The sequence below is a fragment of the Rothia uropygialis genome, from assembly GCF_004137765.1.
GTDB lineage: Bacteria > Actinomycetota > Actinomycetes > Actinomycetales > Micrococcaceae > Rothia.
This window is the reverse complement of sequence record NZ_NOIS01000003.1, coordinates 531,539-557,853: the sequence shown is the minus strand read 5'-3', so window position 1 is coordinate 557,853 and position 26,315 is coordinate 531,539. Positions and strand designations below refer to the sequence as shown.

26 protein-coding genes and 1 pseudogene are annotated in these 26,315 nt (G+C 57.8%); 13 read left to right on the top strand and 14 right to left on the bottom strand.

Annotated elements, in window-relative coordinates; all coding sequences use genetic code 11:
* Positions 1-69: 69 nt before the first annotated feature.
* Positions 70-1,200, bottom strand: a complete 1,131-nt coding sequence (locus EWV35_RS09270; RefSeq protein ID WP_165168480.1) for an NAD-dependent formate dehydrogenase — start codon at positions 1,198-1,200, stop codon at positions 70-72.
* Between the two features lie 204 nt (positions 1,201-1,404).
* Here EWV35_RS09270 and EWV35_RS09265 point away from each other — a divergent pair, with 204 nt between their 5' ends.
* Positions 1,405-2,166, top strand: coding sequence for a recombinase family protein (locus EWV35_RS09265; protein WP_454824053.1), 762 nt, complete (start codon positions 1,405-1,407; stop codon positions 2,164-2,166).
* A 139-nt stretch (positions 2,167-2,305) separates the two neighbouring features.
* Here the strand turns inward: EWV35_RS09265 and EWV35_RS09260 are convergent, their stop codons facing one another.
* On the bottom strand, positions 2,306-2,515 hold the full coding sequence (locus EWV35_RS09260) for a hypothetical protein (RefSeq protein ID WP_129660893.1): 210 nt from the start codon (positions 2,513-2,515) through the stop codon (positions 2,306-2,308).
* Positions 2,516-3,240: 725 nt separating this feature from the next.
* Between EWV35_RS09260 and EWV35_RS09255 the strand changes: the two genes are divergently transcribed.
* The 3 genes and pseudogenes from EWV35_RS09255 (at position 3,241) to EWV35_RS09245 (ending at position 4,887) form a co-directional block, all read left to right on the top strand.
* Positions 3,241-3,582, top strand: coding sequence for a hypothetical protein (locus EWV35_RS09255; RefSeq protein WP_129660890.1), 342 nt, complete (start codon positions 3,241-3,243; stop codon positions 3,580-3,582).
* Between the two features lie 521 nt (positions 3,583-4,103).
* A pseudogene (locus EWV35_RS13465) lies at positions 4,104-4,294 on the top strand (helix-turn-helix domain-containing protein); the annotation flags it as partial.
* 29 nt (positions 4,295-4,323) lie between these two features.
* Entirely contained in the window at positions 4,324-4,887 is a 564-nt protein-coding gene (locus tag EWV35_RS09245) for a hypothetical protein (RefSeq protein ID WP_129660888.1), read from the top strand.
* Between the two features lie 50 nt (positions 4,888-4,937).
* Here the strand turns inward: EWV35_RS09245 and EWV35_RS09240 are convergent, their stop codons facing one another.
* Positions 4,938-5,354: a type IIL restriction-modification enzyme MmeI gene (locus tag EWV35_RS09240; RefSeq protein ID WP_193554097.1), complete on the bottom strand. Its 417-nt coding sequence runs from the start codon at positions 5,352-5,354 to the stop codon at positions 4,938-4,940.
* Positions 5,355-5,549: 195 nt separating this feature from the next.
* On the opposite strand from EWV35_RS09240, the gene EWV35_RS09235 reads away from it, so the two are divergent.
* Together EWV35_RS09235 and EWV35_RS09230 are read left to right on the top strand one after the other, a co-directional pair.
* Positions 5,550-5,924 carry a hypothetical protein gene (locus EWV35_RS09235; RefSeq protein WP_129660885.1) on the top strand — a complete coding sequence of 125 codons (375 nt, stop codon included), beginning with the start codon at positions 5,550-5,552 and terminating at the stop codon, positions 5,922-5,924.
* 9 nt (positions 5,925-5,933) lie between these two features.
* A complete protein-coding gene (locus EWV35_RS09230) occupies positions 5,934-6,353 on the top strand; it encodes a hypothetical protein (protein ID WP_129660882.1) in 420 nt (139 codons plus the stop codon).
* Positions 6,354-6,402: 49 nt separating this feature from the next.
* On the opposite strand, the gene EWV35_RS09225 is transcribed toward EWV35_RS09230, so the two are convergent.
* The 3 genes from EWV35_RS09225 to EWV35_RS09215 all read right to left on the bottom strand — a co-directional run bounded on the left by EWV35_RS09225 (position 6,403) and on the right by EWV35_RS09215 (position 8,381).
* The gene (locus EWV35_RS09225) at positions 6,403-6,780 is read right to left on the bottom strand and encodes a type IIL restriction-modification enzyme MmeI (protein WP_129660879.1); all 378 of its coding nucleotides are present in this window, start codon (positions 6,778-6,780) and stop codon (positions 6,403-6,405) included.
* A gap of 347 nt (positions 6,781-7,127) precedes the next feature.
* Complete coding sequence (locus EWV35_RS09220) at positions 7,128-7,352, bottom strand: hypothetical protein (protein ID WP_129660877.1); 225 nt, start codon at positions 7,350-7,352, stop codon at positions 7,128-7,130.
* A 222-nt stretch (positions 7,353-7,574) separates the two neighbouring features.
* Positions 7,575-8,381 (bottom strand): GIY-YIG nuclease family protein, encoded by an 807-nt coding sequence (locus EWV35_RS09215; protein WP_238654339.1) that lies wholly within the window; start codon positions 8,379-8,381, stop codon positions 7,575-7,577.
* Positions 8,382-8,549: 168 nt separating this feature from the next.
* Between EWV35_RS09215 and EWV35_RS09210 the strand changes: the two genes are divergently transcribed.
* Positions 8,550-8,717, top strand: a complete 168-nt coding sequence (locus EWV35_RS09210) for a GNAT family N-acetyltransferase (RefSeq protein WP_342210831.1) — start codon at positions 8,550-8,552, stop codon at positions 8,715-8,717.
* A 37-nt stretch (positions 8,718-8,754) separates the two neighbouring features.
* Here EWV35_RS09210 and EWV35_RS09205 read toward each other — a convergent pair whose 3' ends face one another.
* Together EWV35_RS09205 and EWV35_RS09200 are read right to left on the bottom strand one after the other, a co-directional pair.
* Positions 8,755-9,999 carry an MFS transporter gene (locus EWV35_RS09205; protein ID WP_129660875.1) on the bottom strand — a complete coding sequence of 415 codons (1,245 nt, stop codon included), beginning with the start codon at positions 9,997-9,999 and terminating at the stop codon, positions 8,755-8,757.
* Entirely contained in the window at positions 9,996-10,565 is a 570-nt protein-coding gene (locus tag EWV35_RS09200; RefSeq protein WP_129660872.1) for a winged helix-turn-helix domain-containing protein, read from the bottom strand. The genes EWV35_RS09205 and EWV35_RS09200 overlap by 4 nt, the downstream gene beginning before the upstream one ends.
* A 211-nt stretch (positions 10,566-10,776) precedes the next feature.
* Here EWV35_RS09200 and EWV35_RS09195 point away from each other — a divergent pair, with 211 nt between their 5' ends.
* From EWV35_RS09195 to EWV35_RS09175, 5 genes are all read left to right on the top strand, one after another.
* Complete coding sequence (locus EWV35_RS09195; RefSeq protein WP_129660869.1) at positions 10,777-11,337, top strand: recombinase family protein; 561 nt, start codon at positions 10,777-10,779, stop codon at positions 11,335-11,337.
* A 175-nt stretch (positions 11,338-11,512) separates the two neighbouring features.
* On the top strand, positions 11,513-13,957 hold the full coding sequence (locus tag EWV35_RS09190) for a DUF262 domain-containing protein (RefSeq protein ID WP_129660866.1): 2,445 nt from the start codon (positions 11,513-11,515) through the stop codon (positions 13,955-13,957).
* A gap of 353 nt (positions 13,958-14,310) precedes the next feature.
* Entirely contained in the window at positions 14,311-15,600 is a 1,290-nt protein-coding gene (locus EWV35_RS09185) for a CoA transferase (RefSeq protein WP_129660863.1), read from the top strand.
* A 664-nt stretch (positions 15,601-16,264) separates the two neighbouring features.
* Positions 16,265-16,615, top strand: coding sequence for a hypothetical protein (locus tag EWV35_RS09180; protein ID WP_129660860.1), 351 nt, complete (start codon positions 16,265-16,267; stop codon positions 16,613-16,615).
* An 808-nt stretch (positions 16,616-17,423) separates the two neighbouring features.
* A complete protein-coding gene (locus tag EWV35_RS09175) occupies positions 17,424-17,672 on the top strand; it encodes a hypothetical protein (RefSeq protein WP_129660857.1) in 249 nt (82 codons plus the stop codon).
* Between the two features lie 180 nt (positions 17,673-17,852).
* Here the strand turns inward: EWV35_RS09175 and EWV35_RS09170 are convergent, their stop codons facing one another.
* A complete protein-coding gene (locus EWV35_RS09170) occupies positions 17,853-18,167 on the bottom strand; it encodes a putative quinol monooxygenase (RefSeq protein ID WP_129660854.1) in 315 nt (104 codons plus the stop codon).
* A gap of 372 nt (positions 18,168-18,539) precedes the next feature.
* Between EWV35_RS09170 and EWV35_RS09165 the strand changes: the two genes are divergently transcribed.
* Positions 18,540-18,950 (top strand): MarR family winged helix-turn-helix transcriptional regulator, encoded by a 411-nt coding sequence (locus EWV35_RS09165; RefSeq protein WP_129660850.1) that lies wholly within the window; start codon positions 18,540-18,542, stop codon positions 18,948-18,950.
* Between the two features lie 257 nt (positions 18,951-19,207).
* Here the strand turns inward: EWV35_RS09165 and EWV35_RS09160 are convergent, their stop codons facing one another.
* From EWV35_RS09160 to EWV35_RS09140, 5 genes are all read right to left on the bottom strand, one after another.
* Positions 19,208-20,644: an MFS transporter gene (locus EWV35_RS09160; protein ID WP_129660847.1), complete on the bottom strand. Its 1,437-nt coding sequence runs from the start codon at positions 20,642-20,644 to the stop codon at positions 19,208-19,210.
* 220 nt (positions 20,645-20,864) lie between these two features.
* Positions 20,865-22,073: an AI-2E family transporter gene (locus EWV35_RS09155; RefSeq protein ID WP_129660844.1), complete on the bottom strand. Its 1,209-nt coding sequence runs from the start codon at positions 22,071-22,073 to the stop codon at positions 20,865-20,867.
* Positions 22,074-22,201: 128 nt separating this feature from the next.
* Positions 22,202-23,569 (bottom strand): LLM class flavin-dependent oxidoreductase, encoded by a 1,368-nt coding sequence (locus tag EWV35_RS09150; RefSeq protein ID WP_129660841.1) that lies wholly within the window; start codon positions 23,567-23,569, stop codon positions 22,202-22,204.
* Positions 23,566-24,894 carry an MFS transporter gene (locus EWV35_RS09145; protein ID WP_129660838.1) on the bottom strand — a complete coding sequence of 443 codons (1,329 nt, stop codon included), beginning with the start codon at positions 24,892-24,894 and terminating at the stop codon, positions 23,566-23,568. Before EWV35_RS09145 ends, EWV35_RS09150 begins: the two co-directional genes overlap by 4 nt.
* The gene (locus EWV35_RS09140; RefSeq protein WP_129660835.1) at positions 24,891-26,174 is read right to left on the bottom strand and encodes an acyl-CoA dehydrogenase family protein; all 1,284 of its coding nucleotides are present in this window, start codon (positions 26,172-26,174) and stop codon (positions 24,891-24,893) included. The genes EWV35_RS09145 and EWV35_RS09140 overlap by 4 nt, the downstream gene beginning before the upstream one ends.
* Positions 26,175-26,315 lie beyond the last annotated feature (141 nt).

The window sequence follows — 26,315 nt, the reverse complement described above, 5'->3', positions numbered from 1 at the left end:
GGTTCCTCGCGGAGACCACGGACGGGGGCGGGGCGTTGCGCCCCGCCCCCGCAGTCCGAGGCGCGGCGCTCAGCTCTCCGGTTCGGCCATGATGTACTCGTCCCGGAGTCGTTCATCGCGGAAGAAGTCCTCCAGGCATTCGACGACACCGTCGGCGATCCTCGTCTGGGCCGACAGCGTGGCTCCCGAGATGTGCGGAGTCATCGCCTCGTTCGGCATGCGCCGCCACGGGTGATCGACCGGGGCCGGTTGCGGGTACCACACATCGCCCGCGTAACCGGCGATCTGCCCGGATTCCAGGACCTTGATGAGGTCGTCGCGCACCATGATTTCCGCGCGGGCCGTATTGACGATGTATGACCCCCGGCGCATGGAATTCATCAGCTCTTCGTCGAACAGGTGCCTGGTCTCGTCCGTCAGCGGAGAGTGGATCGAGACCACGTCAACGTTCCTGACGAGTTCCTCGGTCGACTCGTAATAGGTCAGGCCGAGCTCCTGCTCCAGCTCTTCGGACAAGCGATGCCTCTTGAAGTAGCTCAGGTGGACGCCGAAGGGCTTGAGCCGCCGGGCGAGAGCCAGCCCGATGCGGCCCGCGGCGATGATTCCGACGTCCATTCCCTCGAGATCGTAGGACCGTTTGACACAGTCGGCGATGTTCCAGCCGCCGTTCACCGCGTACTGGTGGGACGGCACGAAATTGCGGACCAGGTCGAGAATCTGCATCACGGCGTGTTCGGCCACGGAGACGGAATTCGAGTAAGTGATCTCGGCGACCGTGATTCCCGCATTCGCGGCGGCATCGGTGTCCACGTGGTCGGAGCCGATGCCCGCGGTGAGAACCAGCTTGAGGTTCTTTGCCTTGCGGATTCGTTCTTCGGGCAGATAAGCAGGCCAGAACGGTTGCGAAATCACGACGTCGGCGTCCGGCAGGTGCTTTTCGAACTCGGAGTCCTTCCCCTCCTTGTCCGAGGTCACGACGAGCTCATGGCCCTGGGATTCGAGGAATTCCCGCAGGCCGAGTTCTCCGGAGACCGAGCCGAGCAACGAACCCGGTTCGAACCACTGTTTCGAGGGCGAGGGAAGCGTCTGGTCGCTGTCCGGATAGGTCTCGGGCAGTTCGGGCAGATCATCTCTCGCGTACTCCGGCGGATAACCGGTCACGGGGTCGGGATACAGCACGCACAGAACCTTGGACAACATGACTCCTCACTAAAGGTCGGCAACGCTCCGGAAAGGGCGGCCCCTGGCCGTCGATCCCCACCCGGAGCCCGGTTGAAACAACCCTCCTCTTCTCGGGACGGTACGTCTACCGCTTGCCCCGAAAGAGATGATGAAATCTCTGACCGTGGTCAGCCGAGGATGCTCCCCAGGTTCGGCAGGACCCGTTCGGCGGTACCGTGCGCAATGGCTTCCTTATCGGCGCCCCCCCAGGCGAGCGTCGCTCAGGAACTTCTGGGCTCCGTCCATCCGGACGAACGGGTAGTCGACCGCGTACATGATCCGGTCCGCACCGATCGTCTCGACGCAGTACTGCAGGTTGGCCTGCGTGAACATCCCCCTGGGCGTATTGCATACGTACGTTTGCGATACATGGTGGGCATGGTGATGATCGGTTACGCGAGAGTCTCGACCCGAGACCAGAATCCGGACGGGCAAACGGATGCCCTGAACCGGGCCGGGTGTCAGAAGCTTTTCGTCGACCATGCTTCGGGGACCCTGGCCAAACGACCTGCTCTGGACCGGGCGTTGGAGTATCTGCGAGAAGGCGACACCCACGTTGTGACCAAACTGGACCGACTAGGTCGCTCGGTGGGTAACCTCAAGGATGTCGCTGACCAGTTGCAGGACCAAGGTGTCGGACTGGTGGCCCTGTCCCAGGGGATCGATACCACCACCGCCGGTGGCCGGTTGTTCTTCCATATGTTGGTGGCCATTGCGGAGTTTGAGCACGACCTGATTGTTGAACGGACCCGTGATGGGTTGGCCGCTGCCCGTGCTCGTGGTCGGAAGGGCGGGCCGAAGTTCAAAATGACCCCAACGGAGGTCAAGCAGGCTCGAGCCATGTATGAGGCGGGAGAGCACAGCGTTCAGCAGATCGCGGAGACCTTCGGGGCCTCGAGGCCGACGATCTACCGTCACCTCGAGCAGGACACCACACGAGGCTGATCCGCCTGCCGGAGATGACAACTCGTGCAAGATGGACCGGATCCATAAATTAATCGGCGGTTATTTGTTGCGCAAAATGCCCCGCGACCCGATGGAGAGTCGCGGGGCATTTTTCCGGTGTGTGCTTAGGAAGAAGTCCTTAGTCGAGGCGGACTTTCTGGCCTGAGCATGTCGCATACGCCTGATCGTCGCTCTCACCCTCCAAGGTGAGGACAGTTGTAAAATTCGTTCCTACGTCATTGATGACATGGTCAGAGACAGGGCCTGCTTCCCATGAGATATTCCGGTCCGAAGGTTCCTTGACCCTGATGCCACCCTTGAGACCGGTCGTGATTTCGACACCAGCCATGCGAGACGAGCCGCAGTATCGGACTGGGACGAGCACATCGCAAATGGTCTTGCCGCCATCGTGGCGGCACTCAATTTTCGAGGAAACCTCACTACCGCCGCCGCCTGGGCCAGCCTGTGCTTGTGCTCCAGAAGCTGGCATCAATGGCGGCGCAATCGCAAGCCCCGATACGGCATAAATTCTTGATCCGCGGTTCTTAATTTCCTGGCTTTATCTCTTTATTACGTGCGTCATTTATTGCACATATAGCGCGGAGAGGTGGAAAGGTCTAGGTCACTCTATTCGTACAAATCTCTACTTTCCTGATCTTTTCTCCGGGTCGGCATTGTGGAGAAGTGACCCCCACCCCAGAGGGTCATGGCTGCGCCAACTGGAATGAGCGCCAGGATAGGAGCCCACTGTGTGATTATTAGGACAATTACTGATACAAAAATCATGCACAAGACTACAATCCTGACAGTGTTTGCCATTATAGTCACCCACTCTGTGGTTCGATCAGGTGAATTCACCGAATTCGCTACGTATGCTTAGTAGTATATAGCATGCGTGATAATCGGGCCCGAGGGGTTATTTGGCTGGCTGAGATCCTGGCGGTCTTCGCGGTTCATTGGAGGATGGCCCTGCCTACGTCGCCTGGCGTTTATTTGACCGGGCGACACGCCAAAAACACGAAATGCTGATCCACGTGCATTGACTCGGAAGATACCAAGTTATAAAATGCACATATGAGAACCACATGTATAAAAACTATTTCTTCTATTTCAGCTGGCTCAATTCTTGCCTTAGGTATTTTCACTCCCAGTCAAGCTTTTAGAATCGAAGATAATGCTGATAACGGCGACTCTGTCTTTTCCTTAAATCAAACTGACCAAAAAGCAATTATCGGTGGAGGCGCTGCTGTTGTAGGGACAATTGTTACTGGAGGAGCTGCGGCAATCGCAGCGGGAGTCCTTGCCCCTTATATTACGGACGTGGGACTTTGCCCTGGGGATCAGGCGCGATACATCTCGTATAAAGCTACGAACAATACAGCAGGTTCCACTATAACTAACTCCTGGTGCAAGTAGCGCATGCACGATCGCACAAAATAGGGGTGCTGGACATTCAAAATAACAAGATTTTTTTCAATAAAAAAAATATTTTTTATCAATTGTTTGCTATAGGAATGCTGTTTGGGATACTGCTCATTATGGGGCCATATGCAATCTGGTCAATCCCGCTGTTTATTTTGTCAATAGCAGGGCTTGTCGGAATGTTGGTGCAGTATTACTCCAACAAACGTAAAAATAATATCAAAATTAAATAATTAATTTGACAACATTATAAAACAATTTGGGTCAGGCTGGTCGCTAGTGGCTAGCCTGACTCGCATTCCATTTGGCTAGTATCGTTTCCCTTTGGCACTGCGGACGCGGGTCGAAGAGCTTAGACTCCGATGTCGAGGCAAGGCCTATGGTGGTTATTGTGGCGATGAAGCCGGGTGTCGTAGGAATAGGCTCATGCCTTCTCACTGGTTTAGGGCTTCACGCAGGCCTACTCTGCAGCAAGGGTCCAGCTGAACCTTTCGGCTTTCCTGTTGCCCTGTAGGCGGTCCCGCGAGGGGATGGCAGTAGCCAAGGCCAAAGGAAGACTGCGGGGTAAGAAACCGAAGCTCTCGGTATCTCAGCAGAAGCACCTGGTATCGCTATACGGGGCGGCGAGCATACGACGGCGGAGATTGCGGTGTTGTTCGGGGTGGCACGCTCCACGGTATACAGAGCGATACAACGCGCTGTATAAGTCCCCAACTAACACTTTAAGGAGTCGCTGTGGATTCTGGAGATGTGGCTACCTGGGTAGGTGCAACAGCGACTTTTGCCGCTGTTGCTGTGGCTCTGTATCAACCTGCTGGAGAACGGAAGATGCAAAGGATGGATTCTGCGAAGGAGCAAGCACGGGGAATCTCTGCCTGGATAGAAGCCGACTCTCCGCCGAAGCTTGAGGGATACGCCAAAAGGAAACAGGTGTATGTCCAGAATGCTTCCAGTACCCCTATGTTTAGGGTCGTCCTCTGTCTTGTGCCTATGGATGAGAGTAGAAACTCTCTAGCCAGTCGTGAACAAGTCTCACAGAACCACGAGTTTACGGGATTTCAGCGTGCCTTCGACGCCGTCCCACCAGGTCTGCATTCAGTACTGCTAGAAGAAATACCTGGAGGCGTAGCGAAAAGGTCGGGGGTCGAGGTGGCTTTCATAGACGCTCATGGGAAATCGTGGGTCCGTCGTGCGGAGGGGGTGTTGGAATCTCTTGGTGCAAACGATCCGCATGAGGGGAGAAAATTCGACAACATGGCGCGATGGACGGAGGGACAGGGCCTGGACCGGGTGCGGTGATGCGAGGTTGAAGACGGAGTGCGTATTCGACCGAACGTGGTGTGGAGACTCTAACTAACGGTCAGGTCCTGATAGTTGCGGAACAAGATCTCCAGTCGTTGGTCTTCGGTGCTGAGTTTCCTCGTTGCTCCGAAGGCTTTATCTACGGCTCGGTCGAGCTTGTCGTGAGCCTTGAGCAACGTCGGATCCATGGCCAGCGGGTTGTAGTGCTCTGCCAGGGAGCGATCAGGATGCAGGGACCGTGCGGCCAGCACGGATTGGCCTTCCTCAATGATCTGTTCTCGTTGTCCATGGTTCAGGGTAGGGACGGGGAAGGTATTCCAGATCAAAGTGTTGGCGAACCTCAGATCGGATTTGAGTCGGCCGCCGATGGTTTTCTGCCACGTGATGAACATAGACGAGGAAATCAAAGCGAACTGTAGACCATCCGAGTCGATGATGCGGAAGTTGGCATCCCCACAGATCACGCTGGATGCGAAAGACTGCGCAAGAAAGTATCGGCGGTTTTCCCGACATGGCGAGGAACGCAAATAAGAACCATGATTCAGAAGAGGCGAATGACCAAAGCGAGCGTCGTAACGCTCACTGTTGTTGCCCTCGTTGGCGGAAGTTTAGGGCTAGCAGCAGCCCCTGCTAATGCCGCTCCGCAAGATGCATCATCTTTGGCACAGTCCGATAGCGGACAGCTCAATAAAGCGGACTGGGAGGAAATTCAGGACAGGGCATCTGCCGCCGGTGACACCGAAGGTGCAAAGGTTGCCGAAAGCATGGCATCCGGTAGCGAGGGGACTACCACCTATGGGTTGACCGGCGCCGCAAAGAAGGCAGCAATCATTGCACTGAAATACGGCAAGGAAAAGCTTCCCGCTTCGATCCGCCCGTACGCCGGTCAGATTGTGCAGGTCCTCGAGGAGATCGACAATATTGCTGAGGCACCGATTGCCGCAGGTCTTCAGCAAGCAGGCATGGACCCCACTACCGCGGCTACCGTGTCCCAGCAGGTAGTCCTGTGGCTGTCGGTGTTTGGCCCCGTATAAAATACATCTATGAGTAAAAGGTCTCGAGAGTGGGTGACCGCAGTTGGCATGCTAGGTGTCTTCTGCGGTTTCCCCGCTTCAATATTCCTGCCACTAGCCGTATGGGACATGTGGGTTGCAGATCAAGTTGATAGCACAATAATCGCTATTCAAGTATTTTTATGTGTCGTGCTATCGATTGTATTTACATTTGCGGGTGGATTGCTTGAAAAATTACTAAAAATAAAATATTTTGGCTATTTTTCAAGTATAATTGAGATCGTCATTTCAATTATTATTATAATGGCAATATTCTCAATTTTGATACATTCAATTATTCCACTTGCTGCAACAAGCGTAGCCTCGTACTTTATATTTATCGGATATTCAATGCTTGTTGAGTCCAGATACACAATTCTGAGCAATATGGAGGGCGAGCAAGAGGAGTGATAAGCCCAAGTTTCGCCTCAAATCCTTGTCTTGTCACCTGACGAGGCGATCAGGGTTCGCCCTTCGTTGCAGTGCCACCCACCACTCGTGGTGGTGGTTCTGTCACATTCCCCGTGATCTGTCCGACAGCATCGTCGAGGTTGATGTCCAGGGATTTGGCTTCTCCGATGGCCACCCCGGTCATGAAGAAGTCGATCCAGCCGTGCTGGCCGGTGGTGGCCCGGGTGGCATCGCGTTCGAACAGGTTGATGCGTTCGGGAATGATCCCGAAGCAACGCAACAGGTCGGACCAGAAGGACTGGGCATATTTCTTCTCGGTGGCCTTCTCCCCGTCCTGTCGCCACCCGGTGATGCGTTGGCTCCAGAAGTGGGCGAAGTCAGTCAGCTTCCGGGTGGAGCTCGCACGGTCGAGGAAGTCATGAGCCATGGGTTATATCTTACGGAAGACCTAGTTGGCCCGGGGTATTCAGGCTCTTCTAACAATCCCGTAAGGAATAGAAATCAGCTGATATTGGCTGCCTCGGCGCGTACCTGCCGGGCCAGTTCCTGCTCCGGCACGCGTATGATCATCTCGCTCTTATGATGTGCCGGGTAGTACTGGATTCGTCGTCCGTTTCCCACTCGAAGAGCCTGAAGGGAAGCCCCCGAACCCAGGTGGTGGTGAAGTATGCCCCGGAAGCGCATTGGACGATTCTCTCTGTGTGAGCTTCATACCGACCTTCCCCTCCGATGTATACAGACTCAGATGTGTTCAGACCGATCCGTGTGGATGTCCTATTGATGAGGGGTTTCTTGTTCGTGGTGCAGCCGTGCCAGTTCCTGGTCTTCGAATCGTCTGACAAGGAACCGCCCGATCAGCCCCAGAACGGCTACTATTGCCAGCATGGCCACAGTGGCAATGGGGCCCTCGAAGAACTTCCCACTGATGGTGCCTCCGATCCCGGCTGCAAGGATCATGAAGATCCACACCCAGGTGGATTTCTTGCTGTTGAAGCTCATTCCCTCATCTTATGTTGGGTTCAGGCACGTCGCATCCCTTGCGGGAAGGATGGGTTCGAAAGCGTTGCTTTAAGTTCCATAAGACGGTCCCTCACTGGGGCACTTCCTGGAGTCTTCGCGGCAGACCGAGTAATCGCTAGTTGTCGCGGGGACCTGATTCCCGCAAGACCTGCCCGAATAAGTGCCCGGTGAAGGGGGGCGTCCAGGCGGTGCAGCCGGATTCTAGTTGCGGTTTAGTCCGTGACGACGAGTGTCTAGGGCTTGCTTGAAGTGGCTTTCGGCGGCATCTACTTCTGAGTCCGGTGTTGCTGGGTCGAAGACTCTCAACAGTGAGTATCGGAATGATGTCGGGTCCAGGCCACGCAGCTCGACGTTGCCGCCGTGGCCGTTGGCGGCGTAGGAGCTCCATCGTTGGCTGATGCGTTCTTCTCCGTCGGCTTTTCCGATGTATTGGCGGCCGTCGCGAGTGTCGGTAATGAGGTAGACGCCTAAGACTGAGGCCAGGGCTGTCCGCCAGGCAGCGTAGCGATGTTCGCGCATCACTGCTTGTAACTGGGTGTAGTCCAGTACCAGTTCGTCAAACCCGGGGAAGGGGATCGGTGCCGCATCGGCGATCTCCAGTACTGGGTAGGCTGCTGCGGTGGTGGCCTTGACTCTCCAGGCTCGCGGGGAGTTCCAGCTGATGACGAGGCGGTTGTTCAGGTCAGCCATCACATCCGATGCTGTCAGGTCGAAAACACGTCGGTGCTTGTCAACGGAGACAAGCCCGTGGTTTTCCACGACTGACCAGAGTCGTGCTCGGTTGCTGCCTTCTGCGATGAACACGATCCAGAAACGCGGTGGTTGCGAGGGAAAGCTCTTCGTGGAGATGGACTGGTTGGTCGTGTACTCCATGATCCGCTCGTCAGTGGATTCTGGGAGGATGCCAGGCGAGCTGTCTCCGTGTTCTTTGATGAACACGTGCCGGATCACCAGGGCGTCGGCTGGATCGATGCCAGCGTCTTTGAGGATCGTTTCGAACGTAAGCACGATGTCTATAACCCACTTCCAGGATGGGGCGAATGCTTCCCCGATCATAGCCGTGGCCAACGATCTGTAGGGGAACAGTAAGGGTGAGCTCTTGGGTCTGCGGGTGCAGTATGTGGATGCTACTGGCCAGCCTGTGATGATGGCCTGAATGCAAATGACGTTTTAACCATGATGGGTCTGCACTGCATCAGCCTGGAAGTCTACGACTTCAACCCGCGCGCACGTCGGGTTTACGAGAAGGCCGGGTTCATTTATGAGGGGACCGGGCGGGATGCGCTTCGGTTTGATGGTGGATGGGTCGATGTCCATGACATGGCCGTGATCGCCTCAGAATGAGGGGGAGAGTTTGTAAGCCTGGCCGTGGGGATCATGGTTAGAACCGTTGGTTGCGCACGGCCGGTGACATGAGCCCGAGCAGACCGCTGCAACAAAGGAGCGCCCCGGCCGCCATGAACACTGCCGTCGGTGAGAAGACGCTCGCGATCAGTCCGGAGAAGAAATACGAAACAGGGGCAGCGCCGAGCGTGGCCAGATTCAAGGCAGCCATCACACGACCGGCGTGGGAAGGATCGGTTTGGGTCAAGAATAAGGCGACGAGCACAGTGGCACTAATCCCGGAAAAGACCCCCGCTACGGTTGCACACAGGGCAGCTAGTCCAAGGTTCGGCGAAAGCCCTATCGCTGCCACAGCTGGACCCATGGCTGTGATCGAGGCCAACGCTAAGATTCCAGCGTTTAGATCAGCCTTAAAAATCGTCAGTCCCAGCGCTGAAATGCAGGCTCCGCCGCCGAAGAACGCTAGGACCATTCCGGCATCGCTGGCTTGCCAGTGGGATTCACGTGCTAACAGCGTCAGTCCTGTCGTGAACGGTCCAGTATAGGCGGATTCGGCGATGGTGATCAGCACGAGCATGGCCCTCAGGCCTGGGGCGCTCAGGGTGTAACGGAGGCCTTGCCAAGCATTCTGAACAAGTCCGACTTCGGCGGGGTCTTTGTCATCAAGCTTCTCTTGGGGAAGTTCTCGGGTGAAATATAAGGCCGTGCAGGAACCGGTGAATAATGCGACGTTGGCCAATATCGCGGTGGCGAAGTCGAAGGTACTCAGTAGGTACCCACCCAGAGGCGGTCCGGCCACGGTGGAAATTCGCTGAACTGCCGAGCGGATGGTTTGCGTCTCTGCCAGGTGTTCTTGAGTCACGATCCGGGTCGGAAGCGCTCCAACCGCCGGAAGGAAAAACGCATCGATAAGACCGAATAGTAATGCGAGGATGATCAGTTCCGGTACGGATCCTGATGAGGTGATGGCGAGGATCCCGAAGACGAGCATGGTCAACAGGCGAGCCGCATCTGAAACCAGTGCCACTGGTCGAGGCCCGAAACGATCAGATACCGCTCCACCGAACAGGAGAAATACTGCCCGTGGGGCTGCTCCAATTCCGACGATCAACCCAGCCATTGCCGGGGCGGCTACTTGTGCCGCAGTCCACGCCAAGGCTAGGTAGAAAATTTGGTCCCCAACCAGGCCCAGACCAAACCCGGTCAACCACCGAGCAACATTGAATGGCCCAGACCCGTTCGATTGACTCGGAGTCAACGATGGAGGACCTTGGGGTCTCATGGCTGCCGGTAGCCCTGTGCGAGGAAGAAGACAGTCGCTGCCTCGTCTGTTCCCTCGTTCTGAGCGCTGATTTCAAGCCACCGTTGTTCCAAGGCCTGAATTTCGGTATTGAGCTCATGAAGTTGTTGCGGTCTCAGACGGAAGTGACGGTCGGTTGCGAACCCGGAGTTGACCCAATCGTCGGCCAGCGTGGTGGTCTGGTCTAGGTAGGCAGCGAATTGCTGGCTGTAGTACTGGAAAACAAACCTGTACATGTCCTTTTGTGCGGAAAGCTTCTCAGGCTCGCGTGAGAACTCGGCGTTGGTCCAACTCGTCTTTTCGTTGCAGGCTCTCCACCACTTTTGTCGGGCATCCTTTCCTGCTTCGGGCGCAGGTTCGATGAAGCCTTCTTCGGCCAGTTTGGCGAGGTGATAACTCAGCGTGCCCGGGGCTTCGTCGACGTGCTGAGCCAGATGGGCAGCCGTCTGCGGTCCCAGCTCCCGCAATAGGGCCAAGAGTCGAAGACGGGTGGGATGGGCCAACACTCGCATCTGATTGGTGCGGTGAAGATTCGGTGACTGCGACATGCCCCATACCCTACTCCACAAGAACTATTGCGCAACATATGTTGTTAATTATTTTTCTTGTGGTCGTTTCGCGAGTCGGGTCGTATCTTGGTCCATAATCGACCGTTTATAAGACACTCGCGGGCGAAACGTGAAAACGCGATGGTCGGTGTCTCGTAAATCGTGTCCGTAATCTATGTAAGACCAGCTACGTTTTCGATACGTTGTGGGCATGGTGATGATCGGTTACGCGAGGGTCTCGACTCGAGACCAGAACCCGGACGGGCAGACGGATGCTCTGGACCGGGCCGGGTGTCGGAAGCTTTTCGTTGATCAGGCTTCGGGGACTCTGGCGAAGCGGCCTGCTCTGGATCGGGCTCTGGAGTATTTGCGGGAGGGTGACACGTTGGTGGTGACCAAGCTGGATCGGCTCGGTCGTTCGGTGGGTAACCTCAAAGACGTTGCTGACGGGTTGCAGGATCAGGGTGTGGGGTTGGTGGCCCTGTCTCAGGGGATTGATACCACCACTGCTGGTGGCCGGTTGTTCTTCCACATGCTGGCGGCCATTGCCGAATTCGAGCATGACCTGATTGTCGAGCGGACTCGTGACGGGTTGGCCGCTGCCCGTGCTCGTGGCCGGAAGGGTGGACCGAAGTTCAAGATGACCCCAACGAAGGTCAAGCAGGCTCGAGCCATGTATGACGCCGGAGAGCACACGGTCCAGCAGATCGCTGAGACCTTCGGGGTCTCGAGGCCGACCATCTACCGACACCTCGAGCAAGACACCAAATGAGACTGCTGTCCCTGCCGCTGCATGATTAATCGTGCAGGATGGACGGGCGTGGCATTGTCTCGAGTGTCCACTCAACGAGTGGTAGGTCCAGTCCGTTGTGTTAGTCGTCGACTACCAGAGTGCGCGGCATGAAAAGATCTTCGAAAGCACATTTCCGGCATTGTTGAGGAGACCGATGAAGGGCCAACCGACTGAGATCTGGCAGATCTACAACAAGGCGAACTCGACACTGGAGATTCCGGTCTACCAGCGCAACTACGACTGGGGCCTGCCGCAGTGCGCCCGCTTGTTCGACGATCTGGAGACTCTTGCCTACGCTGACCGGGAGAAGCAGCCGAAGCACTTCTTCGGCGCTGTTGTCGGCAAGTCCGAAGATTCCTGGACCTGGATCGTTATCGACGGCCAGCAACGACTCACCACGATCAGCATCCTCATCCTTGCCATCGCGCATTCCGTCGCCAACGGGGAAATTGAAGTGGGGAAGGACTCTGACCTAGGGCACAAACTCGTCGATGACTACCTCCTAGTGGATGCCAACCCGAATAATCTCAAGTTCAAGCTCAAGCCGGTTAAGAACGACGCCGCCTCCTATAGGGCTCTCTTCGGCCCCGAGGCTGACTTCATCGACTCATCAAATATCACCGCAAACTACCGCTACTTCCGTGACCGTCTGAGAACTACCGACCTCACCGCCTACCAGGTCTGGGACGCCGTATCACGCCTAGAGGTCATGCACCTGGATCTAGAGGCACACGATGACCCGCAGCGCATCTTCGAGTCACTAAACTCCACCGGGCTGAACCTCAGTGAGGCAGACAAGATCCGCAACCTGGTCCTGATGAACCAGAAGCTTGAGGAGCAGAACCGACTCTACGAACAGCGATGGAACCCCATAGAAGAAAACGTCGACTACCGCACCGACTGGTTCATCCGCTGGTACCTCACTGCAAAGACCAGCAAGACTCCGAAGGAATCGGATGTCTTCGAGGCATTCAAGCGTTTCACCCAGCGAAGCAAAGACTCCGTCCCACAGATCCTTGACGACATGTTCGAACAATCGAAGGCCAGCAAGGCCATTACGCATGCCACAACAGGATTCCCTCTCGTTGATCGTCGGCTCAGTCGAGCCAACCTCATCGTCGGTGACGTCGTTCAACCGTTGCTCATGCAGGTCGTCACTGATGCATGGCGTGGTGAGATCACCGAACACGATCTCAATGACGTCATCAGGATCATTGAGGCCTATATCTTCCGCCGCGTGATCTGCCAGGTCGCGGCAAATGGCCTCAACAAAATCTTCGCCACCGCATACAGCGAATTGCGAAGGCTGCGCACAAACGGGCAGAACTACGCAGACCTACTTACCTGGATCATCCGTCGGCGTGACGGGGGGTCAGGTCGCTTCCCCACCGACACAGATTTCCGAGAGAGTTTCGAGACTAGGGACTGCTACCACCTCCGTCCTCACCACAGGCAGTACCTCTTCGACGTGCTGGAAAACGGTGATTCGAAGGACAACAGGGACATCGCCGACAAGATTGCTTCCGGGGAACTTACCGTGGAGCACATCATGCCCCAGACCATCAACCACTCCTGGCAGGAAGAACTTGGACCGAACGCTGCGGATATCCACAGTATCTGGGAGAACCGGATCGGAAATCTCACCGTCACCGGCTACAACTCGGCCTACTCGAACTCCTCCTTTCAGAACAAGAAGGATATGCAGGAGGGCTTCAGCACCTCTCCCTACCGTCTCAATGCGGACGTCAAGACAGCAGAGCACTGGACTGAGGAGACCATGCGCACCCGGTCGCATCGACTCGTTCATCAGGCCCTGCAGTACTGGGCCTTTGCTGAGACGGATTTTCACCCCCCAGAACTCCTCCGGCCCACCGAACCGCTCGGAGATGACACCTCATTCCGCGGCAGAGAAATTACCGCCTATGAGTACGCCGATGCCTCCGAAACTGTGCCGGATTGGGCAACCATGGTGCCGAAGGTGCTGGCAGTTCTGCTCCAGCAGAACCGATCGAGGCTTCTGGACTTCGCAGAGACCGAGACCCTGCTCACCACCTCTCCTGCAGAACATGGGGAGACCCATGTGATGCGCACGGTCGACCCGAGCCTCGGTGTCTGGGTGAACACCAGTACCGAGAGAAAGATTGCGTTGCTCCGTCGTGTCTTCACTGCGTTGGACCTCGACCCGGAAGAACTCATCTTCACTCTGAGGCCCACCGCTGCCCAGACTGGAAAAGACTCAAACGAAGACTTATCCGCAGGGCACAACGGTGTCTACTCGGCACTGACCAAGTTCTTGGATGCGGTTACCGAAGCCGCAGCTTTGAAGTCCTCGATGGAGACCACGTCCGACCTGCGCGAAGAGATGTTTGGTGAGTTCCGTCCCTTCCGCAGAGACTCGTGGAGGCAGGACCTGGGTGGGCAGCCTCTGGCGGCTTTCATTGCTGCGACACCGGTTGTGTCGATGAGCTCTGATCAGGTCCTGGCGGTGATTTCCGGACTCTTTGCCTCTGAGGAAATGTTTGGCCCTGGTGCGGTACACCAATCGATCATTGACGGCAGTATGGCTGACTACCTGGCGCAGCTCAGTGCGCTGGGGTAGATCGCGCTGTCTTGTGGATAACCGTGCTCGTCTTAGAAAGAGGGGTAAGTCGTGTGCACTCGGCTGTGAGGCCGATCAAGCATATCTGGTCTTTTAGGTTTGGCCGGGGATATTCCCGGTGGGGTGCTCTGTCGGCTCCAGCATGGTGGTGCAGAATAGACCGATATTGCACAGCCTGAGAACCTAGACCCATAGCCAAACACCTACTCGAAAGTGCGACGATGATGTGCCAGTACACCCATCGATGGTTTGAGCTACATATAGTTACTGTCTGAAACGACTACGGGCCAAGTTGGGTAAGGCCAGTCTCGCTATCTGTGAGCACAATCGGCGGGGGCGAGTAAATTTTTAACATGGACTTCGAACCGCGTCGCTGGTGGGACTGCTCATTAGATGTGGAGCGGTTGGCATGGACCTCCGTTGTGCAGGTCAAAGAGGCCGCCGAACGCTTGGCGAAGAGGAGACGCGCGCCGATGCGTTTCGACACCAGTCCTGCACGGGTTGCGGCGTCCTTTGCAGCGATCGAGCATCTGCGGGTTGACGGTCGCGAACCGTCTGGCTGGGCGCCCATGTCCGGATACTTTCCCACCGCTAAAGGGTGGGTGCGGTTGCATGCGAACTACCCGCACCACGCTGCTGCCATCACTCGGGCACTCGGGGCATCGACAAGTGATGAACTCACCAACGTTTTGAGGGAGTGGACTGCACTCGAGGTTGAAAGCGCGATCACTCAGGAGCGCGGGATCGCCGTGGCGGTCCGCACCGGGCAGCAATGGGGTGGCCACCCCCAGGGTGTAGCAACTGCCAATGACCCTTGGGTTGCTGTTGAGCAGCACCAAGAGCGGCCCCCGTTGCCTGCGGCATCGGAGTGTTCCTTGCTTGATGGAGTGCGGGTTCTGGATTTCACCCGGGTCATCGCGGGCCCGACCTGTTCACAGCTACTGGCTTGCCTCGGCGCTGATGTCTTGCGTATCGACCCGCCCGACCGGCCCGAGCTTCTGGAACAACACCTCTCAACTGGGATGGGCAAACGATCATCCACCATCGATCTGGCCACCTGCCGAGAAAATCTTGAAACCCTGTTCTCGAGTGCTGACGTTGTCTTACTTGGCTATCGGCCCGGGTCGATGACACGCTTCGGTCTTGATCCTGATGATCTACTGGATCGCCACTCGCATCTTGTCATTGCCTCCCTGTCGGCATGGGGAGAGCGTGGTCCCTGGGCGCAACGGCCTGGATTCGATTCCATCGTTCAAGCCGCTTGCGGAATCGCTACCTACTGCATTAATCGCGAATCCCGCCCTGGAGCATTGCCGGTACAGGCTCTCGATCACTCCACCGGGTACGTTATGGCAGCACACGTCATGGACTCTCTTGCCAACGAGAGTTCAGGCATCATCCGGATCAGCCTTCTTGGGGCAGCCCGCACCCTCCTTGCCTACCAACCCCCGACATTTGATGCGCCGACGGGACTGACTGTACCCACGGTTGCCATGGATTCACCTTATGGGAAGCTCACCCTCGTGACCCCACCACTGACCGTGGACCGGCAGACGATCGAACGACCCATAGGCATCTATGGGTTATCACCGTTGGCGTGGGCTCCCCGATCAAACGCTCACGGGACAACTACGCCTCATTAAACAAAGGCAACCACGACACCAGGAGAGACCGTTGCAGAAACCACCGGTTGGCTACTGCGGCTTTATGTGCAAAGTTGCCGGACGTTACTGAGGAGCAGTGGTGTGAGGGCGCTGGCCAACACCAGGGTCGCTGCCATGCTGAGAGTAAGGGTTGTGTCCTGGCCTGCGAGCAGGCCTGCCACTGCGGTCCCGACGGGGGTGGCGGCGTAGGAACCGAGTGCATCGAATGTTGAAATCCTGCCCAGTTGCCCAGGTGGGATCTTCGTTTTCAATGCTGACATCCAGCAGATGGTGAAGACTTCAATGCCGATGCCACCGATGGCAAACAAGGGCGCCAGGGCCAGGAAATGTAGGTTTTGGATCAGGGCGAACGGGATGGCCGCGATAGTGGATGTGGTGGCGCTAGCTGCTGATCCGGGAAGGGCTGACGAGCGAGGGGTTCAACCACGACATCTACGAGCAAGGCGGAGGGGTCTGCTGCACGGTTAGGTGACACTGTCACCCCTCTTCGGATCAGTCCCTTAAGTGCGCAACAGCGTGCACGCGACACCCCATAGACATCAATTAAGCCTTCTTGTAGGTTGGAATTGTTCACATGATAACACAGGTCACATAAAAGATATCAGGCACCAATAAGCGCCTATATTATGAACAAAGAGCCACTATGAAGACTGCTAAATTTTCAAAAATTGCCCTTGCATCTACCCTTGCTGCAAATTTTGGAATCTGCGCGATTGAACCCACGTCCGCGCTAGAAGTTGAACCAACTAGCGGGAACCCAACTACCAACACTTACATAAGTAGCGGATCTGACGATAGGGGTGTGTACATAAAGTTTGCGCCCGAAGATCAAAAAGCAATCGCTGCGGCAGGAACCGGAATCGTCGGAGGCATGATTGGCGCTTTGGGTGGAGGCGCAGGCGGGATAGCTGGAGGCGCAATCGGAGCATCCATTGCACCATATTTCGACAGCAAAATACCGTGTGCGAACCGAGATGATGGTAAGACTTCCTGACAGACATGGTTCGAACAAGATGCTGGAGATTCAGCAGCAAAGATTACGCATAAAGAGTGCGTAGAACATTAACAGTGAGGTAATTTGTTGAAAGAACACCCGGAGAATAAACCGAAGAAGAATAACAGACCAGTAACCGCAATAGCAGCAATATTGATTTTTGCATCACTGGTTACTTTTCCGTATATACTTCCAAAATTTGGCTTACATAGTAATGCCGAACAGTTACCTTGGAGGGTTGGGATTATTCTACTGCTATGTGTGGTCGGGCTGATCGGTGACCGTCTCTTGGGTAAATCCGAAAAATGATGCCCATCATGATGGGCACCATAGGTTTCGATGCTATTAATAACTCACAAAAATTTCACGATTCCCTCGATCTACGAAGCCCGGCTTGACGGTCGTTTCGCACCATTCGCATAGACCTGCCCCAATGCATACGTAGAGCCCGAGTCGATAGCCTTGGTCGCGAGAGATCTGGATACAGCTCGATACCTTCGTAGCTTGCCCATGGCTTGTTCACCGCGCCGATCAGTGCGCCTTCTTCTCGAACCGGGGTTAAGGGGAGAATCATCGCGTGGACTTCAAGGACGTTGTCCACGGAAAGAGGTTGCTGGTTCACCAAGTCGTGAGGAGCTTGTTCACTCCGGCTAGACGGGCCTGTGACTCCCCAAGGAGCTGCCGCTTCTCCTCAATGGTCAGGCTCCGGATGTTGCGCTGCCGTGTCTGCTCCTTGCATCTAGTACGAAGTCTACGCATCGAACCACTGGCCTAACCACCGATAAGCACCTATATAGGGTTGATCCCAATGACAGATGAGAATCGTTTCCTTTCCCTGGCGCTAGCTAACTGGGTAGCGGAGTTCAATTCCGAGGCCCCTTGGGTGCTGGGCCTGAAGAAGAACTACTCGTTGCAGATGCACGAATCCATGGCCCCGGCTATGGACCAAGCAATCGACTTCCGGAGAACACCGGAGGGGCTCAATGAAGACCGCTTTCTGGTCTCTGAGCAACGGCGCCGCGTTATCGACCGGATATTCGAGGAGCTGGCCGGATGAGGTTTTTGGTCTCTACCGTCTGGCGGCCGGTGGTGGCGGCGCTGATCGCCTCCACACCGAAACACTGCCACTGCAGGCTCTGGTGCGTGTATCGGTTGAGACCGCCAATGTTCTCGGACAATGCGGCAAGCGGGCAGCGTAGGCTTCGCGTACTGCCCACTTGCTCTTCGCAGTTTGGGGTCAGCTCGAGGACGCAATACGGACATGTTCGCGCACGCCCCACTCTTCTTGACCGTCCGCGAGCAGATCCATGATCTTCTGGTGCCCCTCGTCGAGCGCCGGGTTCGAGTAATGGCGGTCGAAGGATGCATCGTCGCGGTAGAACTCGAATGCCCACATCGTGTCGGGATCTTCGACCGAGCGGGAGAGAACCCAGTCGACGGGGCCGTCGGGATCTCCCGTGTAGTGCAGGTCCGTGCAGATCAGGAAGAGCTCGTCGCCCTTGCCGGGCTTCGCCTTGAACTTGAGCACGTACCCGGGCTGCTTCTGTTGCATCTTCGTCTCCTCGTGCGAGTGGTCTTCCGTCCTCGGGACGCTCCTGTGGACTATTTAACTTCGCCACCATACACTTTAGCAGTGTAGTGTTAGGTATCAAAGCGGTGCCGTTGTTATCGTGCGGCTCCACGAAGAGAGTGACAAGAGGGGGAAGCGGCCGATGGTAAATATCAGTGCATTCGAAGAACGTGTTGCGGACACGAGGCTTCGGTTTCGTATTGCCCCCTGGAAGCGAACTGTCCGCACAGGAAACGGTGGCTACCTTCGGCCGAGTGAAGCAGGCCATCAATGCCTCGCGGAAACGATCGCAGCCGTTTGCGGGGGTCGATGATGAAGGCCGCGAAACCAGAGAGAGATGAAGCGTTCGTCTTCATGCGACAGATCGTCCGGGAACACGGTCGTGCAGGCGAGGAATGGATTCGTGAACGCGATATCAGCCTCGAACAGGGTTACATCCTTGGCTACCTCATTGACCACCCCGGATCGATCCAACGCGACGTCGCTCGTGCAATGCATCGTGGCGAAGCGAACGTGTCCAGCATGTTGCAGAAGCTCGAACGTCGAGGCCTCGTGGAGCGGCGCATGAAGGCCGGTAACGACCGCGTGAAACGGGTGTACGCAACCCCCGAAGGCGCAGCGCTCATCGCCGGCCTGGATACCGCGATGGCCAGCGTCGATAGGCAGGTCCTCGCATGTCTTACCGTCGAGCAGCGTAGCACCCTGCGCGAGATTCTCCGCTCCGTTGTGATCCACCTCGACCCCGTTAAGGTCACAAAGTCGTAGTCATAGCCCCATCGCTCCTGGCGAGGCTCGAGCTTCGACCTGTAGTTTCTCAACCCTCATGGGACAGGGCGTCAGATTCTGCACTCCGTGTGTGACTCCGACAGCCCAGGCTGCCTCGTGGGGAGTGTGCATCATGCCAGCTAAAACTTACCGGCTTCCGGGCAATCCGGAGAGGCTGGACGAAGATAGGTTCACGGTCACCGACCAGCAACGACGGACCTTCGACCGGCTAGCTCACGGTCTACCGGGGCAACTGTCTAATCGATGACCTTTGTCTTGGCCGAGCTGCTGGCATTCGAGCTTTCCGGGTCCACGCCGTCCTTGCGTTCAAGTCGTACGACCTCGAGCGCTTCCGTGCGAGACATGTGCAGGTTGTCGATCTCTTCCAGCGGACGCTTGGAGGTTTCCTTGGCCGTGAGCGCCACGGCTCCCACGCACAGGCACACGAGCAACACGAAAAGCGCGGGCATGACCCAGTTGTTCATGTCGCTGCCGTTGAGTGCTGCGGCAATCACGGGCACGAAGCCACCGGAGATCGCAAAACCCACCTGAGTTCCGAGGGCCAAGCCCGTGGAACGGACGGGCGTCGGGAACATCTCCGCGTAGAAGGAAGGCCACGTCGCATTGGAGAACGAGTAGAAACCACCGTGCACGAGGGCACCGAAGAGGAACACCAGTGGAATATTCGCTTCGGATACGGCCCAGAGGAACGGGAACATCATTCCCCCGGACAAGACAGCACCGAGGACGAACACCGGTTTGCGCCCGATTTTGTCCGAAACTATTGCCGACAACGGGATGACGAGCAACCCTACCGTGTTGGACACGACCGGAACCCAGAGCATGGTCGATCGAGCGATTCCGACCCCATTGGTCGCATAGGAGATCGCCCAAACGGTAAAGGCCACGTTGACCGTGTTGACCAGCGCGCACACAGCCACGCGGATGATCGCGGCCTTGTGATAACGGAAGGTGACCGTGAGCGGGGTCGATTGGTCCAAGACCGATTCGTTCTGTTCGTGCTTCTCGAAAGCCGGGGGTTCCTCGAGTTTCCGGCGGATCAAGTAGGCAGCGAGCACCACAAAGGCCGAAACCCAGAAAGGCACGCGCCAGCCCCAAGCGAAAAGCTGATCTTCGCTCAGGAAAGCGGTGAAGGGAATGAAAACGGCCGTGGCCAGCAAGGATCCGGCCTGGGTTCCTTGAAGCGACCAGCTGGTGATCAGTCCTCGACTGTGATCCTCGGAATGTTCGAGGGACATGGAAATCGCGGACGCCTGCTCACCGGCCGCGGAAAGTCCTTGGATCACGCGACACAGGATCAGCAGAATCGGGGCCAGGATCCCCACGGACCCGTAGGTCGGCAGACAGCCGATGGCAAAAGTTGCTCCTCCAATCAGGAAAAGCGTCATCATCAACACGAATTTGCGGCCCAACCGGTCCGAGAGCGGCCCCATGATCAAAGCACCGAAGGGTCGGACAATGTAGGCCACCCCCGCCACGCCCATCGACTGGAGAACCGCCGCTGCCGCGTTGCCTTCTGGGAAAAAGATGTGGTTGAGCACGATGGCCGCCGCCGTCGCGTACACCGCGAAATCGTAGTATTCGAGAGCCGAACCGATCCAGCCGGCGAGCGCCGCGCGTTTGGGGGATTTGGTCGGCAAGGCCGCCGTTTCCGCATCGCGTGGAGTGGACATGAGCCTACCTTCGTACCCGGTCGATTTTCTCCGCAGGGCCACGACTCTGTGAGTCACAGCGGAGCCGTTCTGTGCTTCCCACGGGAATCGTGAGGCGAACTCGAATCAGCGTAAGCGTGTCCCAGCACACAAGTCGAACGAGTGTTCACTATACGAACCGTTCCCTACTGAACCGAATGTACTGCGCTCCGCCCCAGGATGCCGCGTCGGACTTCACAGGTTACGAGGTCGTCGTGCCCTCCTCGTTAGATCCTTCTTCCAAACTGTCCTGACCCTTTGCGAGGTCGGACTCCCTGGAGGAGACGAACCGTGTGGATCGGAAAGCCTTGTAGCTGGCCCAACTCACCGCTGACATGGGCACGGCCAACAGTGCGCCCGCAACTCCACCCTGATGTGCTCCGATCGCGAGCGCGCTGATGATCACGATGCCGTGCAGGCTCAGTGCCGATCCCATGACCTTGGGCTGGAGAATGTGGTGCTCGATCTGATTCACGAGGATCACGACGATGATCAACACGATAGCGGCCGCCGGTCCGGCCGCCACGAGCGCAACCAGAGCCGCACAGGTACCGGTGACGAGGGCCCCGACGATAGGGATGAACGCGCTGAGAAAGATCAACGCCGCCAAGGGGAACGCGAGAGGTACGCCCATGACCAGCATCGCAATGAGATCCACGAACGCCGCGAACGCCGCAATGATCACGGTTCCGCGGATGTACCTGCCCAGAACATGAACGCTTGCATGGCCGGCATCGTTGATCCTGGTCTTGAGCCGTGCCGGAACAAAACCCACCAGGAAAGCCCACATTCGGGGGCCGTCCAGCAGGAAGAAGAACAGCATCACGATCATCAGGAGCGCGCCAGCGACCAGCTCGGTGACCACGGAGACCCCTTCGACCGCACTCGAACCGGCGCTGTTGGACTCAAAGTATTGACTGCCCTTGTGGAGGTACTCCTGGATGTGGGTGTTGTCCAGCGGGACGCCCCATTCGGTCAGGATCGCAACGAGCTTGCCGAAGCCTTCCTGCGTTTGGACGGCCAGATCCGACCATTCGTAGATCACAGTCATGACCACCGAGGAGATCACCGCGGCGAGCACCAGAACAATACCCAAAAGGGCAGTGATCGCGGCCCAGATCCTGTTGAAGTGTGCCCGGCGCAGGAGCCGGATGATCGGGTGCATCGCCGAGGCGATGATGAGGGCAAGAAGAAGCGGCAAGGTCACAATCTTCAGGGTCACCACGAGGTACCCCAGAAGCGTCACGGCCCCGGCGACCAGCAGGATCTGCAGGGCGCGAATCGAGGCCCGACCGAATGAATCCTTCCACAACTGACCGGGCAAAGGCGGCGCAGGAACACTGCCCCGAAAATGCGGCTGGGTCTCGGGCTCCTGAGGCTGTCTCGTCTGGTCCTCGGTTGGTTTCCCCATCGTGTACCTCAGTCCCTCAGTCCGGTTCGCGGGCCATCGCTCTTCGATGGCGAATCACATATTACGAGGCTCGGCCGGGTAATGGGAGACGGCGAGGGGAAACCGTGTGAAGTTCGAGGGTTGTGCGACTAACTCCCGACTCGAAATGAGGCCCCGCGATGATCACCCGGCAGCCCAGGCCCGTTGCCGCCGATACGCTCGCGAAGGGTCGTACCCGGCTCGGGCTCGTCCAGGAGACCGCGGCGCCGCAATTCCGGTGACACGAATCGGGAGAAACGCTCCAGATCCGCGGGACGCACGGCCGCGGACAGGTTGAATCCGTCCACGTCGGCCTCTTCGATCCACCGTTCGAGTTCATCGGCCACTGTTTCGGGGGAGCCGACGATCACGGGGCCGCGCCCTCCGATGGCGACGAATTCCGCGAGGTCTCTCACGGTCCATGTCTTGTTCGGGGACAGCGTCGTGAAGCTCGCGAGCGCCGATTGATTCGCGTCCGTGGTGACGTGTTCGATCTCGGAATCCGGATCGGCCCCCGAGAGGTCGACGCCCGTCCAGCCTCCGAAGAGCGCGAGCGTGGCCTCAGTGTCAACGAGCTTCTTGTATTCTTCGAGCCGTTGTTCGGCCAGTTCGTCCGTCTCAGCGACGACGACGGTCGCCAGGCTGAAAATCTTGATGGAGTCGCGCGCACGCCCTCGAGCTTCCAGCTCGTTCCGCACCGCAGTGGTCCATCCGCGCACGAGTTCGGGCGTGCCTCCGGAGAAGAAGATAGCCTCCGCGTGGTCCAGGGCGAACCTTTGGCCTCGTTTCGACGCGCCTGCTTGGAACAAGAAGGGCGTCCCCTGCGGCCCGGGGTGAGCCAGGGCTACACCGGGGACCGAGAAGAACTTGCCTTCGTGTTCGATCGGACGCACCTGTTCCGGGTCCACGAAGACGTTCGCCTCGGGGTCGGCTTTCACCGCGTCGGGCCCGAAAGAACCCTCGAACAGCTTGTACATGACCTCCATGTACTCGTCTGCTCGGTCGTAGCGCTCGTCGTGCGGGATCTGGCCGGCCATCCCCAAATTCTTGGCCGCGGAGTCCTGATAACTCGTCACGATATTCCAGGCGACGCGCCCGTCCGTGAAGTGATCCAACGTGCTCAGGGTCCGCGCCAAAAGGTAGGGCTGTTCATAGCTGACGGATGCCGTGACGCCAAAACCGAGATTCTCCGTCCCTTGGGCCATGGCGGTCACTACGACCAAGGGGTCGAGCAGAGGGTATTGCACCCCTCCGCGGGCGGTGGCATCCCCGTTGCCGCCGTAGACGTCGTAAATACCGGGGATATCGGCGAGGAAGAGGGATGCGAATCCGCCTTCCTCCAGGGTCCGGGCCAGATCCGTCCAGTAGGACAGCTGGTCGAATTCCGAGATTCTGGATTCGGGGTGACGCCACAAGCCCGGCGTCTGGTGCACTGGGACCAGCATGTCGAAGGCGTTGATCAGAATAGGGCGGGTCATCGGTTCTCCTTGACAGCGGTTCGAACCGGGTCCACGGCCAGGAGGGCCGCGATCACGGAAAGAACCACGAGTACGGACAGATAGGTAGTGATGAGCCATGGGGTTTCTCCGCCCCAGGCGTAGAGGAGGGTCGCGGTGAACGGCATCAAACCGCCACCGATCAGCGTTCCGAGTTGGTAGCCCATGCTGACGCCGGAATAGCGCACCTCGACGGGGAACTGTTCGGCGAACCATGCGGCCTGCGGACCGTACACCGAGTCGTGAGCGAAGACGAGGCCCACGATGATGATCAAGGGCAGGATCGAGGTATTACCGGCATCGGCCGCGAGGAAAATGGCCCAACCGAAGACGCCGATAGCTATGTACCCGGCGAGGGAAATGGGACGGCGACCGACTTTGTCGGAGACCCACCCCCAGAACGGTCCGGAGAAGAGCCCGATCGCCGAGGCAATCATGACCGCGGTGAGCACCGGTCCCGAACCGCCCTGGGTGTCTTTGAGATACGTCAGCAAATACACCGTGACGAGGTAATAGATTCCGTTTTGGGCAACGCGCAGGAACGTCGTCACGGCCAGGGCCCGCGGGTATTTTTTGATCATGGTCCACACGGGAGCCTGTTCGACTTGTCCCGCGCCCTTGATGTCAGTGAATTCCGCGGCGTCCGAGACACCCAGGCGGATCCACAGTGCCACGATCACGAATATTCCCGACGCGAGGAACGGCACGCGCCAGCCGAAGGAGGCAAATTGCTCGTCGGTGAAGATCCCCTGGACGATCGCGTAGAGCCCGGTGGCCAGAAGCATTCCGCCGGCCGAGCCGATCTGCGTGAAGGAACCGAAGAAGCCGCGGAGGTGTCCCGGAGCGTGCTCGACGCTTAGCAGCGCCGAGCCTCCCCACTCCGCGCCGGCGGAGAGCCCTTGGAGGATTCGGAGGACCACGAGGCCGATGGGCGCCCAGATACCGATGGTGTCGAAATTCGGCAGGAGGCCGATCAGAAAAGAGGACAGCCCCATCGTCAGGAGCGAGACGACCAGCAAGGCTTTGCGGCCGACCCTGTCACCGATGTGACCGGCGATGATTCCGCCGATGGGGCGAGCCAGCACCCCCACCGCGAGGGTAGCGAAGGAGGCCAGCAAACTGATCAGTGGCGTCGAACCATGGAAATACTGATTATTGAAAATGATCGCCGCGGCGATGCCGTAAAGGTAGAAGTCGTACCACTCGAGGGTGGTTCCGGCGAAGGCGCTCCCGAGGACGCGGATGGGACGAGAGCCTCGTGCGGTCGGCGGGTGTCCGGAAGGTGCTTGGACAGTCTGCTGGCTCATGGTTTCACCGTCTGGCCCTTGGTCGCGTCCCCGATCGCGTTGAGGCCCTCGGGAAGGGTTCCATTGATCCAGTAGTCGCCAATCGCACGGGCACGGAATGCGATGGGATTGTGCGTTGCGACGGTCTGGGCGTTGCGCCAGTGCCGGTCCAGTCCTTTGGAGCGTGACGTCGCGGAGGCGCCTCCGGTGAGGAACAGTTCCTGTGCCGCGCCGAGAGCGAGTTCGGGAACGCTGACCTGCGCGTGCTCAACGGCGACCTCAGAAAAGGACAACGCCTCGGGAATGCGCTCGGGAAAGTCGGGGTCGTCCAGGAATTCGGACGACGTCGCCCCGGCCGCTTCCGCGGAACGGATCCCCTCGTCGAGGATTCGGGCTGTCTGGGTCACGACCGATTCGGCGGTGAATGCCTTGGCGGCGATCCGTCCCGTCGCTTCCTGGATCAAGGGGTCTTCGCGAAATGGAAGCCCCGAGCCGGTGTTGAAAGTGCGAGCCCGTCGCGCAACCGAACCGGCGGCGTCGTCGCGAGCGGCACGGGCAATCCCCGCCATAACGGCCAAGAGAACGAGCTGGAAGAACGCGGCCTCGTGGACGGCTTCGGGGGAACCCGTAACACGGTCCAGGAGACCTGCTTCTTCGACCGCGACGTTCTCGAGCGTGGTGGTTCCCGTACCGGTGAGGCGCTGGCCGAATCCGTCCCAGTCGTCAGCGATTTTCACGCCAGGGGCATCAATGCGGACTACGGCGAAACGACGCCCCTCCCCTTCCGCCAGGGAAGCCGAGACGCGCGTGTAATCCGAGAAGATGGTTCCGGTGGTGTAATACTTTTCTCCCTTCACACGCCATCCGTCGACGGTGTTGGTGAGGCGGGTATTCAGCGAACCCAGCTGGTTGCTTCCCCTCTCGGTGGAAGCATTGCCCACCGTCTCCCCCGACAGAACACGGGGATACCAGGCGTCCTGAATTGTTCGCGGCTGAAAACGCAGGGACTCGACGAAGCCGTAGTGGGAACGGTAGACGTGTGCGACGTTCGCGTCCGCGGCGGCAAGGTCGATGAGGAGTCGAACGAAAGTTTCGATGCTGACACCGGGGCCTCCGTGCTCGGCCGGGACTCGCAGCGTGCTGAACCCCGCGGCGTCGAGCTGTTGGATTTCGTCGAACGGGAGGCGCCGCTCAAGGTCGCGCTGGAGAGACCCTTGCGCGATGCTCTCGAAGAGCGGGGCGAAATATTTCGCCAGAGCCGGGTAATCGGTCGGAAGGTTTGCGGACAGGTTTTCGGTCATGGGGCCTCGATTCTTGGGGCAAGCCGTTGAGATCGAGGCTAGGAGACACGACCCGAATGCGCAGAAGGTATTTCTCGCGGTTTCGGGTGTGACGCCGTATGTCGGCTTCATGTCTTGATGAATCCGCAGTGTTACTAGGGT

What these genes read in the sequence shown, in the direction of transcription:
- EWV35_RS09270 (WP_165168480.1), bottom strand. Translation starts at nt 1,200, where the DNA reads ATGTTGTCCAAGGTTCTGTGCGTGCTGTATCCCGACCCCGTGACCGGT.
- EWV35_RS09265 (WP_454824053.1), top strand. Translation starts at nt 1,405, where the DNA reads ATGGCTTCCTTATCGGCGCCCCCCCAGGCGAGCGTCGCTCAGGAACTT.
- EWV35_RS09260 (WP_129660893.1), bottom strand. Translation starts at nt 2,515, where the DNA reads ATGGCTGGTGTCGAAATCACGACCGGTCTCAAGGGTGGCATCAGGGTC.
- EWV35_RS09255 (WP_129660890.1), top strand. Translation starts at nt 3,241, where the DNA reads ATGAGAACCACATGTATAAAAACTATTTCTTCTATTTCAGCTGGCTCA.
- EWV35_RS09230 (WP_129660882.1), top strand. Translation starts at nt 5,934, where the DNA reads ATGAGTAAAAGGTCTCGAGAGTGGGTGACCGCAGTTGGCATGCTAGGT.
- EWV35_RS09225 (WP_129660879.1), bottom strand. Translation starts at nt 6,780, where the DNA reads ATGGCTCATGACTTCCTCGACCGTGCGAGCTCCACCCGGAAGCTGACT.
- EWV35_RS09220 (WP_129660877.1), bottom strand. Translation starts at nt 7,352, where the DNA reads ATGAGCTTCAACAGCAAGAAATCCACCTGGGTGTGGATCTTCATGATC.
- EWV35_RS09210 (WP_342210831.1), top strand. Translation starts at nt 8,550, where the DNA reads ATGATGGGTCTGCACTGCATCAGCCTGGAAGTCTACGACTTCAACCCG.
- EWV35_RS09205 (WP_129660875.1), bottom strand. Translation starts at nt 9,999, where the DNA reads ATGAGACCCCAAGGTCCTCCATCGTTGACTCCGAGTCAATCGAACGGG.
- EWV35_RS09200 (WP_129660872.1), bottom strand. Translation starts at nt 10,565, where the DNA reads ATGTCGCAGTCACCGAATCTTCACCGCACCAATCAGATGCGAGTGTTG.
- EWV35_RS09195 (WP_129660869.1), top strand. Translation starts at nt 10,777, where the DNA reads ATGGTGATGATCGGTTACGCGAGGGTCTCGACTCGAGACCAGAACCCG.
- EWV35_RS09190 (WP_129660866.1), top strand. Translation starts at nt 11,513, where the DNA reads ATGAAGGGCCAACCGACTGAGATCTGGCAGATCTACAACAAGGCGAAC.
- EWV35_RS09185 (WP_129660863.1), top strand. Translation starts at nt 14,311, where the DNA reads ATGGACTTCGAACCGCGTCGCTGGTGGGACTGCTCATTAGATGTGGAG.
- EWV35_RS09180 (WP_129660860.1), top strand. Translation starts at nt 16,265, where the DNA reads ATGAAGACTGCTAAATTTTCAAAAATTGCCCTTGCATCTACCCTTGCT.
- EWV35_RS09175 (WP_129660857.1), top strand. Translation starts at nt 17,424, where the DNA reads ATGACAGATGAGAATCGTTTCCTTTCCCTGGCGCTAGCTAACTGGGTA.
- EWV35_RS09170 (WP_129660854.1), bottom strand. Translation starts at nt 18,167, where the DNA reads ATGCAACAGAAGCAGCCCGGGTACGTGCTCAAGTTCAAGGCGAAGCCC.
- EWV35_RS09165 (WP_129660850.1), top strand. Translation starts at nt 18,540, where the DNA reads ATGCGACAGATCGTCCGGGAACACGGTCGTGCAGGCGAGGAATGGATT.
- EWV35_RS09160 (WP_129660847.1), bottom strand. Translation starts at nt 20,644, where the DNA reads ATGTCCACTCCACGCGATGCGGAAACGGCGGCCTTGCCGACCAAATCC.
- EWV35_RS09155 (WP_129660844.1), bottom strand. Translation starts at nt 22,073, where the DNA reads ATGGGGAAACCAACCGAGGACCAGACGAGACAGCCTCAGGAGCCCGAG.
- EWV35_RS09150 (WP_129660841.1), bottom strand. Translation starts at nt 23,569, where the DNA reads ATGACCCGCCCTATTCTGATCAACGCCTTCGACATGCTGGTCCCAGTG.
- EWV35_RS09145 (WP_129660838.1), bottom strand. Translation starts at nt 24,894, where the DNA reads ATGAGCCAGCAGACTGTCCAAGCACCTTCCGGACACCCGCCGACCGCA.
- EWV35_RS09140 (WP_129660835.1), bottom strand. Translation starts at nt 26,174, where the DNA reads ATGACCGAAAACCTGTCCGCAAACCTTCCGACCGATTACCCGGCTCTG.